Raw genomic sequence first — 14,074 nt, 5'->3', positions numbered from 1 at the left:
AGATTAGACTAGTCTAATTATCGGGGTCGACCGCCCGGACCTCATCTCCACGCGCCGACACGACTTTGGCACTCGGCGCGGACCGGTACGTCGATGACGGACACCTCCACGCGCGAACGGTTCCGACGGAACGCGAGCGGCATCGCCGCCACGGCGGTGACGGGGACGTGGCTCGCGGCGCTGCTGCTCGATTTCGGCTGGTGGCTCCCGCTGATGCTGTTCGGCTACATCGTGATCGTCCCGGTTGTCTCGATGTTGTTCGACGAGGAGGAGTCGGCGTGGGGCGGCGCCGACCGGACAGCGGGGCGGGAGACAGACCCGGAGAGTGAGCGCGACCGAGAGCGGGAGCTGAGCCGGCACGCGGGACGCGATCGAAGCGGGGACCGCAACCGCGACGATGTCGGACGCGGCGACACGACCGACGCGCTCGACCGGCTCCGCACCCGGTACGCGAACGGCGACCTCACCGACGAGCAGTTCGAGCGAAAGCTCGACCGGCTGTTGGAGACCGAGACGCCCGAGGACGCCGCCGAGTACGTCGAACGGAGCCGCCGGAGCGAGTCGGAGTCCGACCGCGGCGTCGAGCGCGAACGCTGAGGCGTCGACTGCCGCTGTGAGAGCGCCCGCGACCCCTCTTGACCGGCCAGCAAACCTCAAGCTTCAATGCGCGCGGTCGACTCTACCGCGTATGAGCGACCAACAGCTTCGCAAGGAGGCGCACGACCTGGACGTCACCGTCTGGGTCGGGAAACACGGCATCGATTCGGTCGTCGACGAGCTCGACGACCAGCTCGACGACCGCAAGCTCGTGAAGGTGAAGTTCCTCCGAGCCGCGCGGGGCGGGACCACGACCGACGAGCTCGCCGCGGAACTGGCCGACGCTGTCGGCGCCGACCTGATCGAGACCCGTGGGAACACGGCGGTGCTGCACTGATGAGCGGCGCGGGCGGCGCGGGCGGAACGGCCGACGCGGGCGGAGTCGTCGCGATCGCGGGGACGCTGGAGCCGTACCTCGGCCCGCTGACCGGGCTCGTCGTCGACGCCGCGATCTTCCTCGCCGTCGTCGTCGCCACGTACGTCCTTTATAAGGTTCTCATCGGCCCGCTCCTCCGTCGGGTCTTCGACAGACAGGGCCTCGACGAGCACGCGCGGCGCCCGCTCCAGAAGATCGTCGCGTTCCTCGTGCTGTTCGCGGGCGTCACCGTCGCGTTCGGCGCAGCGGGCTATCAGGGGTTCCTGCGCTCGCTGGCGACGATCGCCGCCGCGGCGACGCTCGCGATCGGCTTCGCGCTCCAGGACGTGATCAAGAACTTCGTCGCGGGCGTGTTCATCTACACTGACAAGCCGTTCCGCATCGGCGACTGGATCGAGTGGCAGGGGAACTCGGGCGTCGTCGAGGACATCTCCTTCCGCGTCACCCGCGTGCGCACCTTCGACAACGAACTGCTCACGGTGCCGAACCACACGCTGACGAGCGACGTGGTGAAGAACCCGGTCGCGAAGAAGACGCTGCGGCTGAAGTTCGTCTTCGGGATCGACTACGAGGACGACGTGGACAAAGCGACCGACATCATCGTCGAGGAGGCCGAGCGGAGCGACGCCATCCTCGACGACCCCGCGCCCTCGGTGCGGCTGACCGAACTCGCCGACTCGTACGTCGGCCTGCAGTCGCGGATCTGGATCGACGACCCCTCACGCGCCGACTTCGTGAAGGCGCGTGCCGACTACGTGAAGGCCGTCAAGCAGCGGTTCGACGAGGAGGACATCTCGATCCCGTTCCCGCAACGCACGGTCTCGGGGCGCAACGAGTGGACGGATCCCTCGTCGTTCGGCGGGGAGTCGTAGGCGCCCGTCGAACGCGGTCTCTCGCGGCGGCCCGCCCGGCTCCCGATAGTAACGAACTTGAGGGTCGGGTATCTGGTTGTGCCCATGCATGTGGTCGTCATCGGGGCCGGCGAGGTCGGGACGAGCATCGCTGCGAGTCTCGCGTCGGACCACGAGGTCGTCGTCGTCGACGTCGATCCGGACCGAGCGGACCAGCTCAAGTACGAACTCGACGTGCTCACCATCGCCGGCGACGGGACCACCTCGGAGATACAGACGGCCGCCGACGTCGGACGGGCCGACATGGTCATCGCCTGCACCGACAACGACCAGACGAATCTCGTCGCCTGCGGGGCCGCGAAGACGCTCGGCGACGCGTTCACCATCGCCCGCGTGAAGAGCACCGAGTACCTCCGGACGTGGGAGGGCGACGAGGGCGCGTTCGGCGTCGACTTCATGGTGTGTACCGACCTGCTCACCGCCGAGAACATCGTCCGCGTCATCGGGCTCCCGGCGGCGATCGACGTCGACCCCTTCGCCAGCGGCCTGGTCCAGATGGCCGAGTTCGAGATCGCGGAGGGGAGCCCCGTCGCCGGACAGACCGTCTCGGAGGCCGACCGCTTCGAGTCGCTCACCTTCGTGGGGCTGTTCCGCGACGGCGAGATGACCATCCCGCGCGGCGACACGGACATCGCCGTCGGAGACCGCGCCGTCGTCATCGGGAGCCCGGAGAGCGTCCAGTCGTTCGCGACCGACGTGGCCCCGGAGGCGACACCCGGTCGCGCCGACGAGATCGTCGTCGTCGGGGGGAGCGAGATCGGCTACCAGACCGCCCGGCTCCTCGAAGAGCGCGACTTCAAGCCGCGGCTGATCGAGCGGGACGCCGACCGGGCGCGGTGGCTCGCGGAGAACCTCCCGAACACGGTCGTGATGGAGCACGACGCCACCGACACCGAGTTCCTCTCCCGCGAGCACGTCGACGACGCCGACATCCTCGTCACCGCGCTCCGCTCCGACGAGAAGAACCTGCTCGTCTCCGTCCTCGCCAAGCGACTGGGGGTCAACCGAGTGATCGCGGTGGTCGACAGCCCGGACTACGTCACCGTCTTCGAGGAGATCGGGATCGACATCGCGATCAACCCCCGCACGGTGACCGCGGAGGAGATCACGCGGTTCACCTACGAGAGCGTCGCGGAGAACATCGCTGTCCTCGAAAACGACCAGGCCGAGGTCCTCGAACTCGAACTCACCGAGGGGTGCGGGCTCACCGGCCGGCCGATCTCCGATATCGTCGCCGAGAGCGACGCGCGGTTCGTCATCGGCGCGATCACGCGCGATCACAAGCTGGTCACCCCCCGCGGGGACACCGTGCTCCAGGCCGGAGACCACGTGATCCTGCTCGTGGACTCGGACTCCGTGGGGAAGATCGCCTCGATGGCGTAACCCGCCCGTGAGGACCACAATCCGGGTCGGCTGGCGCGCGAGCGTGGGGCTCACCGGCGACGTCCTCGCGGCCCTGCCCGTCCCGCTGGCGTTCCCGCTACTCGTCGCGCTGTACTACGGCGAGTCTCCCCTCCCCTTCCTCGCGGCGATAGCGGTCTCGCTCGCGCTCGGAGCGGCCTTCCGATCGGTGCAGGACCCGGAGGTCGACCTCGGCCCCCGCGAGGCGTTCCTCGCGGTCGCGATGATCTGGTTCCTCGTCGCCGCGGTCGGCGCGATCCCGTTCGTCGTCGCGGACGTCGGGACGGTCGCCCACCCGGTGAACGCGATGTTCGAGGCGATGAGCGGGCTGACGACCACCGGGGCGACCGTCCTTCGGGACTTCTCGCTCCACTCCCGCTCGGTCCTGATGTGGCGGCAGGTGATCCAGTGGCTCGGGGGGCTCGGGATCCTGATCTTAGCGACCGCGGTGCTCTCCGAGATCGGCGTCGGTGGGGCGCAGCTGATGGAGTCGGAGTCGCAGACCCAAGACGTCAACAAGCTCACGCCGAAGATCTCGCGGACCGCACAGCTCATCTGGGGCATCTACTTCGGGCTCACCGGGCTCGCGATCGCCGTCTACTTCCTGCTCGGCCTCGCCGTCGACCCGCAGATGGACCTGTACAACGCGGTCGCGCACGCGTTCACGTCGGTCGCGACCGCCGGGTTCTCGCCGGAGCCGGATTCCATCGGCGCGTTCCACCCCCTCATCCAGTGGGCGGTCGTCCCGTTCATGGTGATCGGCTCGACCAGCTTCGTGCTCATCTACTTCGCGATCAACGGCGAGCCGATGCGCCTCTTAAAAAACGAGGAGTTCCACTTCTACCTCGGCGCGATGGGGACGCTCGCGTCGATCGTCGCCCTCGGGCTGTTCCTCGATCCGAGTACCACCTTCGGCGCCGAGGGGACGATCCGCCACGCCGTCTTCAACGTCGCGTCGATCGTGACGACGACGGGGTACGCGAGCACCGACTACGTGCTGTGGGCGCCCGCGGCCAAGCACATGCTGTTCATGGGGATGTTCATCGGGGGGATGGTCGGCTCGACCACCTGCTCGATCAAGTCGCTCCGGTGGCTCGTCGCGCTGAAGTCGTTCAAGCGGAACCTCTATACCGCGATCCACCCGGAGGCGGTGCGGCCGGTCCGGATCTCGGAGAAGCCGATCGACGAGGGGGCGATCCGCGACATCTACGCGTACCTCCTCTTGAGCGTCGTCATCTTCTTTCTGCTCACCGTGGTCATCGTCGTCGACGCCGAGCGGGCGAACCTCCGCGTGGACGAGTTCGAGGCGCTCGGCGCGGCGGCGACGACGTTCCTCAACATCGGTCCGGCGTTCGGGGACGCGGGGCCGTACGGGACGTTCGCGACCTTCCCGCTGAGCACCCGAGCCGTGATGATCGTCCTCATGTGGATCGGTCGGATCGAGATCATCCCCGTGCTCGTGCTGTTCACGAAGGCGTTCTGGACGTCGTGNCCCGAGCCGTGATGATCGTCCTCATGTGGATCGGTCGGATCGAGATCATCCCCGTGCTCGTGCTGTTCACGAAGGCGTTCTGGACGTCGTGACCCCGACTCGGCCGCCGATCGTCCCCCCTTCGACAGTTTAATACAGCGAACGGGCTACTGCCATATCGATCGAGTAATTATGTCGTGGGGCGTCAACTGGAAGGCGAGCGTGGGGCTTCTCGGGGTCGGGATCAAGTACCTCGCCGTCACGATGCTGGTGCCGCTTGTCGTGGCGCTCGTGTACGGCGAGGACATCTGGGTGTTCCTCGTCTCGATGGCGATCGTCGCCGCGATCGGGTTCGCCGTCGAGCGGGTCGACCCTGATCCGGATCTCGGACCCCGCGAGGCGCTGCTTTTCGTCTCGCTCGCGTGGATCGCGGCCGCGGCGATCGGCACCGTTCCGTACCTGCTTGCCGGCTACGGGACGGAGTCGACGATCGGGCTCCAGACCGGGTCGATCGGCGCGCTCACGGGGTCAATCGTCAACGCCCTCTTCGAGTCGATGAGCGGGTTCACCACCACGGGCGCGACCGTCCTCGGCGAGATCAGCACCGACCGCCACTCACACGCCGTACTGATGTGGCGCCAGCTCACGCAGTGGCTCGGCGGGATGGGGATCATCGTCCTGATGATCGCCATCCTGCCCGAGGTCGCGGTCAACGGCGCCCAGCTGATGGAGTCGGAGGCGCCCGGGCCGGAGCTCCAGAAGCTCACGCCGAAGATCGCGGAGACGGCGCGCGCGCTCTGGCTCATCTACTTCGGCTTCACCGTCGTCTACATCGTCATCCTGTACGGGCTCCACGTCTTTGGGATGGCGCCGAACATGGGCCTGTACAACGCGGTGGCTCACGGCTTCACTACCCTCCCGACGGGCGGATTTTCACCAGAGGCCGACAGCATCGCGGCGTTCTCGGCCGCCGTCCAGTGGGTCGTCATTCCGTTCATGGTCGTCGCCGGCGTCAACTTCGCCCTGTTCTGGCACGTGCTGCGCGGCGAGGCCAAGGTGATGCTGAAGAACGCGGAGTTCCGCGCGTACGCCGGCGCGCTCGCAGTCGTGACCGCCGTTCTCGCGGTGCTCCTGTTTCGCGGCGCGGCGCCGGCCATCGAGCTGGGCGGCGCGACGCAGGGCGTCGCCGAGAACTCGCTCCGACAGGCCGCGTTCCAGATCGGGTCGCTGCTGAACTCCACGGGGTACGCGACCGCCGACTTCGCGCAGTGGGACACCGACGCGCAGATATTCCTCATGTTCGCGATGTTCATCGGAGGCTCCGCCGGGTCGACCGGCGGCGGCGTCAAGATCGTCCGGTGGCTCATCGTCGGGAAGGCGATCCGGAGAGAGCTGTTCACCTCTGCACATCCGGACGTCGTGCAGCCGATCCGGCTCAGCGGGAGCGTCGTGGACGAGGACGCGATCCGGGGCATCATGGCGTTCACCATCTTGTACCTCGTCTTATTCGGCGTCTCGGCGGTGTTCCTCTCGCTCGACGCCGCGCGGATCGGGACCCAGCTGACGATGCTGGAGTCAACGAGCGCGTCGCTCGCGACGATCGGGAACATCGGGCCGGGCTTCGGCCGGCTCGGGCCCTTCGGGAGCTACCTCTTCTTCCCCGACACGTCGAAGCTCCTGATGGTGTTCCTGATGTGGATCGGACGGCTAGAGATCGTTCCGGTGCTCGCGGTGTTCATCTCTGCGATCGACACCCGCTAACGCCAGCTGAAGTCTCGTTTAACGGGTTTTAACTCTATTAGACGCGTTTTCCAACGCGCTACTTATCGGAGCCGAGAGAGCGTATCTTCTTAACTGACGGGCGAATAATGGCGGACATGACGAGCACCGACGAGACCGGCGGTCAGGACCTGCTCGGCCACGTGCTCCTCCCGGTCGCTCACGAGGAGGACGCGCTGGCGACGGCGAGAGCGCTCGAACCCTACGATCCCGAGCGCGTGACCGCGTTGCACGTCGTCGAGAAAGGCGGGGGTGTCCCGGACAAGACGCCCGTCGAGCAGTCCGAGGAGCTCGCCGCGGAGTCCTACGCCGCGGTCCGGACGGTGTTCCCGGACGCCGACGAACACACCGCGTACGCTCGCGACATCGTCGGTGCGATATTCGACGCCGCCGAGAAGGTCGACGCGAGCGCCGTCGCCTACCGTTCTCGCGGCGGGAACCGTCTCATGCAGTTCCTCTCCGGCGACATCTCGCTGAAGCTCGTAACGAACGCACCCCTTCCTGTCGTTGCGCTCCCCCGGGTGGACGACGAAGAATGAGCGACGAGGAACTCGCAAAGGACCTGGGGCTGGTCTCCGCGATGACGATCGGGATCGGAACGATGATCGGGGCGGGGATCTTCGTCCTCCCGGGCGTCGCCGTCAACGCCGACGGCGGTGCCGGTCCCATCGTCGTCGTGTCGTTCGTCGTCGGCGGCGTGATCGCGATGGTGAATGCGCTCTCAGTCTCTGAGCTCGGCACTGCCATGCCGAAGGCCGGCGGCGGCTACTACTACATCAACAAGTCGCTCGGTCCGATGTTCGGATCGATCGCCGGGATGGGCGACTGGATGGGGCTCGCGTTCGCCTCCGCGTTCTACTCCATCGGGTTCGGCCAGTACCTCGCGGTGTTCGTCGACCTCCCGACGATCCCGGGGCTCAACGCGATACAGGTGGGCGCGCTCGTCGCCGGCGCGGTCTTCATCGGCGTGAACTACGTCGGCGCGAAGGAGACCGGCGGGGTCCAGACGGTGATCGTCGGCCTTCTGCTCTCGATCCTCGCGGTCTTCTCGGTCGCCGGCTTCTTCTCCTTCGACTACGCGACGCTCGCGGGCAACGAGGGCGGGCTCGCGCCGGGCGGCTACGGGGCGATCCTCCCCGGGACCGCGCTCGTGTTCGTTTCCTTCCTCGGGTACGCGAAGATCGCGACGGTCGCCGAGGAGCTGAAGAACCCCGGTCGGAACCTCCCGATCGCGATCATCGGGAGCGTCGGCATCGTCACCGTGATCTACGCGATCCTCGTGACGACGATGCTCGGCGTCGTCCCGTGGCCGGAGCTCAGTCAGGACGCGCCGGTGGCGCAGGCGGCCCGCGTGGCCTTCCCCGAGTCGATCGGTCCCGTCACCGGCGTCGCAGGCGGTGCGGCCGCGGTGATGACCGTCGGCGCACTGCTGGCGACCGCCTCGTCGGCGAACGCCTCGATCCTCGCGTCGGCCCGGATCAACTTCGCGATGGGGCGCGACAAGATCGTCACCAACTGGCTCAACCAGATCCACCCCAACTACGCGACGCCGTACCGGTCGATCCTCGTGACGGGCGGGCTCATCGTGGTCTTCATCGCGCTCCTGGGCCGCGACATCGAGATCCTCTCGAAGGCCGCCAGCGTGCTCCACCTCATCGTGTACGCGCTGATGAACGTGGGGCTCATCGTCTTCCGCGAGGCCGACGTGCCGGAGTACGACCCGGACTTCACCGTCCCGTTCTACCCGCTGACCCCGATACTCGGGGCGGTGTTGTCGCTCGGGCTCGTCGCGTTCATGGACGGGATCGAGATCGCGCTGTCGGGCGCGTTCGTCGTCGCCGCCGTGGCGTGGTACTTCGTCTACGCCCGCAACAAGACAGACAAGCAGGGCCTACTCTCCGAGCACATCCGGAGCCGCGAGAGCGAACTGCCGGACCAGGTCGTGGGCGCCGCCGACGCGGTCGCCCCGAACGGAACCGGAGACGAGGGGCCGACGATCATGGTCGCGGTGTCGAACCCGCGGACCGAGAGCGCGCTCATCACGCTGGCCGGGGCGATCGCGCAACACGAGGGCGGCCGCGTGCTCGCGACGCACATCGTCACCGTCCCCGACCAGACCTCGCTCGAGACGGCCGCCGAGAACCGGAGCGGGCTCGACCAGTCCTCGGAGGAGCTGCTCGCCGCGGCCGCCGCCGACGCCGAGGCGTTCGACGTGCCGATCGAGACGAAGACGATCCTCTCGCACCGGGGGATCGAGGAGGTGTTCGACGCCGCGCGCACGAACGCCGCCGACACCGTCGTGATGGGCTACGGCGGGACGCGGTTCGCGGGCGGGCGCGTCGAGGGCTCCCTCGACGAGCTCACCCACGACCTCCCGTGCGACTTCCTCGTCTTAGACGGCCAGCGGTTGGACTTATCGGACGTGCTCGTGCCGACCGCCGGCGGTCCCTCCTCCGACCTCTCCGCGGAGGTCGCGAGGGCGCTCCGAGAGACGGTCGGTGTGGACGTCTCGCTGCTGTACGTCGCCGATTCGGGCGAGGAAGAGTCCGGCCGCGAGTTCCTCTCGGGCTGGGCCGACGGCCACGGACTGGGCGACGCGACCCTCCGTATCGAGACCGGCGACGTCGAACGGACGATCGGTCGGCTCGGGGAGGAGTACGACCTCGTGATCGTCGGCGCGACCGAGCGCGGCCTGCTGTCGCGGATCGTCCGCGGCTCGCTGGCGTTCGAGACGATCGAGAGCCTCGACACGCCGGTACTGCTCTCTGAGCGCCCCTCCTCGCGGTCGCTCCGCGAGCGACTGTTCGGCGAGCGCTGAGAACGTCCGACGCACTGAGTTTCGTACAGAGCGGTAGCCTTTCGGTGGTCGCTTCAGAAACGCAGTCACATGTATCTGATCGTCGTGGGCGCGGGCGACATCGGAACGCCGCTCGTCGAACTCGCGACCGAAAGCGGGAACGAGGTTGTCGTCATCGAGCGCGACGAAGACCGTGCCGAGCGGGCGTCGAGGCAGTACGACTGTCTCGTTCTCAACGACGACGCGACGTCGAAGGAGACCCTGCAGGACGCCGGGGCCGACCGCGCAGACGCCCTCATCTCGACGACGGATCAGGACGCGACGAACATCATGGTCTGTCTGCTGGCACAGGAGCTGTCGGTCCCGAACATCGTCTCCGTCGTTCACAACCCCGAACACATGAGCGTGTTCGAACAGATCGGCGTCAACACGATGCAGAATCCGCAAAGCCTGATCGCGGAGTACCTGTATCGCGCGGTGAGTCGACCCTCCGTCGTCGACTTCATGCACATCGGCGAGGAGGCGGAGGTGTTCGAGATCACCGTCGGAGCCGACGCGCCGATCGCCGGCAAGACGCTACGCGAGGCGGATGAGGCGGACCTCATGGGCGGACAGACGCTGATCGTCGCCGTCGAGCGCGACGGCGCGGACACGCCGATAACGCCGCGGGGGAACACGCGTATCGAGGCCGGCGACCTGCTCACGGTGTACTCGGGGAGCGGCGTGACGCCCGAGGTGACGGACGTGTTCGGCCATCCGGAGGACCACGCCTGAGATGGCCGTATGGAACGGCCGCGGAGTTCCGAGCGATCTGGCGGTGATCGCTCGGGACATCGGATCGCTCCTCCTGATGGAGGCCGGACTGATGACCGTCTCGGTCGCCGTCGCCCTCGCGTTCGGCGAGCTTCACGCGGCCCTCGGCTTCCTCGTCGCGGGCGGCGTGACGTCCCTCGTCGGCGGCCTCGCCAACCGACGGTTCGCCGACGCCCCGGAGCCGAAGATGAAACACGGCATGGTGATCGCCGCCGGGGGCTGGCTCATGGTCGCCGTCTTCGGCGCCCTCCCGCTGTTCCTCACGGCGTGGGTGACGCCGGCGGCGGTCATGGACGCCTTCGTCCCCGCCGCGGTGGACACGTCGTCGTGGGAACCGATCGGCGTCGGCGGGACCACGACCCTCTCCAGTCTTGCCTACTTCCGCGATCCGCTCCACGCCTTCTTCGAGAGCATGAGCGGCTGGACCGGGAGCGGGCTGACGATGGCGATCCACGAGCCGTCGCTGCCGCGGGCGGTGCAGTGGTGGCGGTCGTTCATTCAGTGGGTCGGCGGCGTCGGCGTCATCGTTCTCACCGTCTCCATCCTCTCGCGTCCGGGGAGCGGGAGCTACGCGCTCTACCGGAGCGAGGCCCGCGAGCGGAAGATCCACCCGAGCGTCGTCTCCACCGTTCGGACGGTCTGGAAGCTCGTCGTCGCGTACACTCTGTTGGCGTTCGCATTGCTGTTCGCTGCGATCCGCGCGAGTGAGAGCGCGTACGCCGAGTCGCTGTCGGTCGGCGAGACCGCGTGGCAGGCCCTCAACCACGCGATGACGGGGCTCACGACCGGCGGGTTCTCGGTCACGGACAACTCGATCGCGACGTACGGCTCGCCGCTGGTCGAGGCCGCGCTGCTGCCGATCATGATCCTCGGCGCGATCGCGTTCCCGATCCACTACGTGGTCCTTCGAGATCGGAACGTCCGCGAACTGATCGCGGACCTCCAGACCCGGTGGCTGTTCGCGCTGCTCGGGGCCGGCGTCCTCGTGCTCTCGGTACAGAACGTCGCGTCCGTCTCGACGACCGCCGACGCGTTTGCGACGGAATCGTTTCTCTCTGTTCCCGTGCCGCTGCTCGACGGCGCGCAGCTCGACGCGGTTCGTGACTCGACGTTCCAGTGGATCAGCGCCCTGACCTGTACCGGCTTCCAGTCGGCGCCGATCGGCCGCTGGCTCGCCGGTGCCAAGGTGCTAGTCGTCGGCGCGATGGTGCTCGGCGGCGCGGCCGGGTCCACCGTCGGCGGGATCAAGATCGTTCGCGGATACACCGTCGCGCGCGGCATCGCGTGGCAGTTCTCCCGGGTGTTCCTTCCAAAGAGCGCGGTCGTCACCGCGCGCATCGGCGACCGCACGCTGGACCGCGAGACGATGGAGCGGGAGTTCGGCGAGGCCGCGATCGTCACCCTGCTGTGGCTGGTCGCGCTCGTGGTCGGGAGTCTCGTCCTGGTCAACGTCGCCGGCCCGGAGTTCGGCTACGCCGACGCGCTGTTCGAGGTCGCGAGCGCACAGGGGAACGTCGGGCTCTCGTCGGGGATCACCGGGCCGTCGATGTCGCCGTTGGCCGAAGGGATGTTCGTCCTCAACATGTGGATCGGCCGGTTGGAGATCATCCCAGTCCTCGTGTTCGCTCGGGCCGCGCTGTACGGTCTGAACCCGTGAGACGGTGACCGCGTGCTGGGCTCAGTCGTCGCCTTCGGCGTCGGTGTTCACCCGACCGATAAACGACCAGTGGGTCTCGTGAGTCCCGTCGGGAAGGGTTTCGTCGGTGACGTGGTAGAGATACGGACCGTGGGGACAGTCGTCACAGCCCTCTTCACAGAAGTGCTGCTTCACGACTTCCGTGTACCCCTCGTGTTCGGTGACCCGGAGAATATCGTCACCGGGTTCCGGCTCGACCGGAAACTCGGTCGCCTCGTGTGACTGAAGCAGCTCTCGTGCGAAGACGAGCGCCTTGCGGAGTTGCTTCGGCGATAGGCCCTCCAAGTCGGCAACGACTCGATCGGACAGCCCCTCCGGCGGTTCCGGGCTCCGCGAAGAGTCGGTCATAGCCGCGCCTTCACTCCGAGAGTACTTAACAAGTCCGCGGATGATGGTTTCCCGGAAAAAACGGCTGTGGATCCGGACCTTTTAAAATGTAATGAATATTTATACGCGACCGACGGGTAGCGGACGGTATGTACGACGACGAGGAGCTCTCCGAGATCCGCGAGGCCCACGCCGAGTGGGAGGCGGAGACGCTCGATCCGACCCTCGACAGGCACGGCGAGCGACAGGATCGGTTCGCGACGGTGTCGAACCGCGAGGTCGATCGGCTGTACACTCCCGCTGACGTGGCCGATCTCGACTACGAGGACGACCTCGGCTTCCCGGGCGAGGAGCCGTACACGCGCGGCGTCTATCCGACGATGCATCGCGGGCGGACGTGGACGATGCGGCAGTTCGCGGGGTTCGGCACCGCCGAGGAGACGAACGAGCGGTTCCGCTACCTGATCGACGAGGGCCAGACCGGGCTCTCGACCGCCTTCGACATGCCCTCGCTGATGGGGCTCGACTCCGACGATCCGATGTCGCTCGGCGAGGTCGGCAAGGAGGGCGTCGCCGTCGACACGCTCCGCGACATGGAGGTGCTGTTCGACGGCATCGACGTTGGCGAGGTGTCCACCTCCTTCACGATCAACCCGAGCGCGCCCGTGATCTACGCGATGTACGTCGCCATCGCCGACCAGCAGGGCGTCCCCCGCGATGAGCTCCGGGGGACCCTCCAGAACGACATGCTCAAGGAGTTCATCGCGCAGAAGGAGTGGGTGATCCCGCCGGAGCCCTCCCTCGATCTCGTGACCGACACCATCGAGTTCGCGGTCGGGGAGACGCCGAAATTCAAGCCCATCTCGGTGTCGGGGTACCACATTCGCGAGGCCGGCTCGACGGCGGTCCAAGAACTCGCGTTCACCCTCGCCGACGGGTTCGCGTACGTCGAGGACTGCCTCGACCGCGGGCTCGCGGTCGACGACTTCGCCCCCCAGCTCTCCTTCTTCTTCAACTCGCACAACGCCATCTTCGAGGAGGTGGCGAAGTTCCGCGCCGCCCGTCGGATCTACGCGCGGATCATGGGCGAGTGGTACGGCGCCGAGGCCGACGCCTCGAAGCGGCTCAAGTTCCACACCCAGACCGCGGGGCAGTCGCTGACGGCCCAGCAACCCCTCAACAACGCCGTTCGGGTCACGATCCAGGCGCTGGCGGGCGTGCTCGGCGGCACCCAGAGCCTCCACACCAACTCCTTCGATGAGGCGCTCGCGCTCCCATCGGAGCGCGCCGTGCGGGTCGCGCTCCGCACCCAGCAGATCATCGCCGAGGAGTCGGGCGCCGCCGACATCGTCGACCCCCTCGGCGGCTCGTTCGCGGTGGAGGCGCTCACCGACGAGGTCGAGGCGGAGGCGACCGCGTACATCGAGGAGATCCGAGACATGGGCGACGGCTCGGTCCGCGACGGCGTCCTCCGCGGGATCGAGGAGGGGTACTTCCACCGCGAGATCCAGGAGGCCTCCTACGAGTACCAGGAGCGGGTCGACTCGGGCGAGGAGACCGTGGTCGGCGTCAACGCGTACCGAGTCGAGGAAGACGCGGAGACCGACCTGCTCCGCGTCGACGAGACGACCCGGGAGCGCCAGCTCGACCGGCTCGAATCGGTGAAGGCGGAGCGCGACGACGACGCGGTCGAGGCGGCGCTCGACGAGGTTCGCGCGGCGGTCGACGGCGACGAGAACGCCATGCCGGCGATCGTCGCGGCGGTGAAGGAGTACGCGACGATGGGCGAGATCATGGCGGTGTTCGAGGCGGAGCACGGGACCTACCGCGAGCGGATCGGGGTGGCCTGAGGAACCGGGAACGGAGGGACGACGAAACGGGCGGTCACGGGCGGACTCTCCGTACC

Annotated in this window: 12 protein-coding genes; 11 read left to right on the top strand and 1 reads right to left on the bottom strand. The window is 67.5% G+C overall.

What is annotated here, in order from left to right; translation table 11 throughout:
• The first annotated feature begins 93 nt into the window (after window positions 1-93).
• The 10 genes from C471_RS15505 (at window position 94) to C471_RS15460 (ending at window position 11,802) form a co-directional block, all read left to right on the top strand.
• Complete coding sequence (locus C471_RS15505) at window positions 94-597, top strand: SHOCT domain-containing protein (RefSeq protein ID WP_004050619.1); 504 nt, start codon at window positions 94-96, stop codon at window positions 595-597.
• A 91-nt stretch (window positions 598-688) separates the two neighbouring features.
• Window positions 689-934, top strand: a complete 246-nt coding sequence (locus tag C471_RS15500) for a YhbY family RNA-binding protein (protein WP_004050617.1) — start codon at window positions 689-691, stop codon at window positions 932-934.
• Complete coding sequence (locus tag C471_RS15495) at window positions 934-1,845, top strand: mechanosensitive ion channel family protein (protein ID WP_004050615.1); 912 nt, start codon at window positions 934-936, stop codon at window positions 1,843-1,845. Before C471_RS15500 ends, C471_RS15495 begins: the two co-directional genes overlap by 1 nt.
• A gap of 84 nt (window positions 1,846-1,929) precedes the next feature.
• Window positions 1,930-3,267: a Trk system potassium transporter TrkA gene (gene trkA / locus C471_RS15490; protein WP_004050613.1), complete on the top strand. Its 1,338-nt coding sequence runs from the start codon at window positions 1,930-1,932 to the stop codon at window positions 3,265-3,267.
• A gap of 7 nt (window positions 3,268-3,274) precedes the next feature.
• Window positions 3,275-4,789, top strand: coding sequence for a TrkH family potassium uptake protein (locus C471_RS15485; protein WP_152421920.1), 1,515 nt, complete (start codon window positions 3,275-3,277; stop codon window positions 4,787-4,789).
• Window positions 4,790-4,948: 159 nt separating this feature from the next.
• Window positions 4,949-6,517 (top strand): TrkH family potassium uptake protein, encoded by a 1,569-nt coding sequence (locus C471_RS15480; protein ID WP_004050606.1) that lies wholly within the window; start codon window positions 4,949-4,951, stop codon window positions 6,515-6,517.
• A gap of 116 nt (window positions 6,518-6,633) precedes the next feature.
• Window positions 6,634-7,074: a universal stress protein gene (locus tag C471_RS15475; RefSeq protein WP_049909519.1), complete on the top strand. Its 441-nt coding sequence runs from the start codon at window positions 6,634-6,636 to the stop codon at window positions 7,072-7,074.
• Window positions 7,071-9,353, top strand: a complete 2,283-nt coding sequence (locus tag C471_RS15470) for an amino acid permease (RefSeq protein ID WP_004050602.1) — start codon at window positions 7,071-7,073, stop codon at window positions 9,351-9,353. Before C471_RS15475 ends, C471_RS15470 begins: the two co-directional genes overlap by 4 nt.
• Before the next feature lie 69 nt (window positions 9,354-9,422).
• The gene (locus C471_RS15465) at window positions 9,423-10,106 is read left to right on the top strand and encodes a potassium channel family protein (protein ID WP_004050600.1); all 684 of its coding nucleotides are present in this window, start codon (window positions 9,423-9,425) and stop codon (window positions 10,104-10,106) included.
• Between the two features lies 1 nt (window position 10,107).
• Complete coding sequence (locus C471_RS15460) at window positions 10,108-11,802, top strand: potassium transporter TrkG (protein ID WP_004050599.1); 1,695 nt, start codon at window positions 10,108-10,110, stop codon at window positions 11,800-11,802.
• Between the two features lie 21 nt (window positions 11,803-11,823).
• Here C471_RS15460 and C471_RS15455 read toward each other — a convergent pair whose 3' ends face one another.
• Complete coding sequence (locus C471_RS15455) at window positions 11,824-12,189, bottom strand: hypothetical protein (RefSeq protein ID WP_004050598.1); 366 nt, start codon at window positions 12,187-12,189, stop codon at window positions 11,824-11,826.
• Between the two features lie 128 nt (window positions 12,190-12,317).
• Here C471_RS15455 and C471_RS15450 point away from each other — a divergent pair, with 128 nt between their 5' ends.
• The gene (locus tag C471_RS15450) at window positions 12,318-14,018 is read left to right on the top strand and encodes an acyl-CoA mutase large subunit family protein (RefSeq protein WP_004050597.1); all 1,701 of its coding nucleotides are present in this window, start codon (window positions 12,318-12,320) and stop codon (window positions 14,016-14,018) included.
• Window positions 14,019-14,074 lie beyond the last annotated feature (56 nt).

The organism is Halorubrum saccharovorum DSM 1137, from assembly GCF_000337915.1.
GTDB lineage: Archaea > Halobacteriota > Halobacteria > Halobacteriales > Haloferacaceae > Halorubrum > Halorubrum saccharovorum.
This window is presented reverse-complemented; position numbering and strand designations above follow the sequence as displayed.

Excerpts from the sequence above, each read along its gene's own strand:
- C471_RS15480 (WP_004050606.1), top strand. The coding sequence starts at position 4,949 with ATGTCGTGGGGCGTCAACTGGAAGGCGAGCGTGGGGCTTCTCGGGGTC.
- C471_RS15505 (WP_004050619.1), top strand. The coding sequence starts at position 94 with ATGACGGACACCTCCACGCGCGAACGGTTCCGACGGAACGCGAGCGGC.
- C471_RS15460 (WP_004050599.1), top strand. The coding sequence starts at position 10,108 with ATGGCCGTATGGAACGGCCGCGGAGTTCCGAGCGATCTGGCGGTGATC.
- C471_RS15465 (WP_004050600.1), top strand. The coding sequence starts at position 9,423 with ATGTATCTGATCGTCGTGGGCGCGGGCGACATCGGAACGCCGCTCGTC.
- C471_RS15455 (WP_004050598.1), bottom strand. The coding sequence starts at position 12,189 with ATGACCGACTCTTCGCGGAGCCCGGAACCGCCGGAGGGGCTGTCCGAT.
- trkA (WP_004050613.1), top strand. The coding sequence starts at position 1,930 with ATGCATGTGGTCGTCATCGGGGCCGGCGAGGTCGGGACGAGCATCGCT.
- C471_RS15500 (WP_004050617.1), top strand. The coding sequence starts at position 689 with ATGAGCGACCAACAGCTTCGCAAGGAGGCGCACGACCTGGACGTCACC.
- C471_RS15470 (WP_004050602.1), top strand. The coding sequence starts at position 7,071 with ATGAGCGACGAGGAACTCGCAAAGGACCTGGGGCTGGTCTCCGCGATG.
- C471_RS15495 (WP_004050615.1), top strand. The coding sequence starts at position 934 with ATGAGCGGCGCGGGCGGCGCGGGCGGAACGGCCGACGCGGGCGGAGTC.
- C471_RS15450 (WP_004050597.1), top strand. The coding sequence starts at position 12,318 with ATGTACGACGACGAGGAGCTCTCCGAGATCCGCGAGGCCCACGCCGAG.
- C471_RS15475 (WP_049909519.1), top strand. The coding sequence starts at position 6,634 with ATGACGAGCACCGACGAGACCGGCGGTCAGGACCTGCTCGGCCACGTG.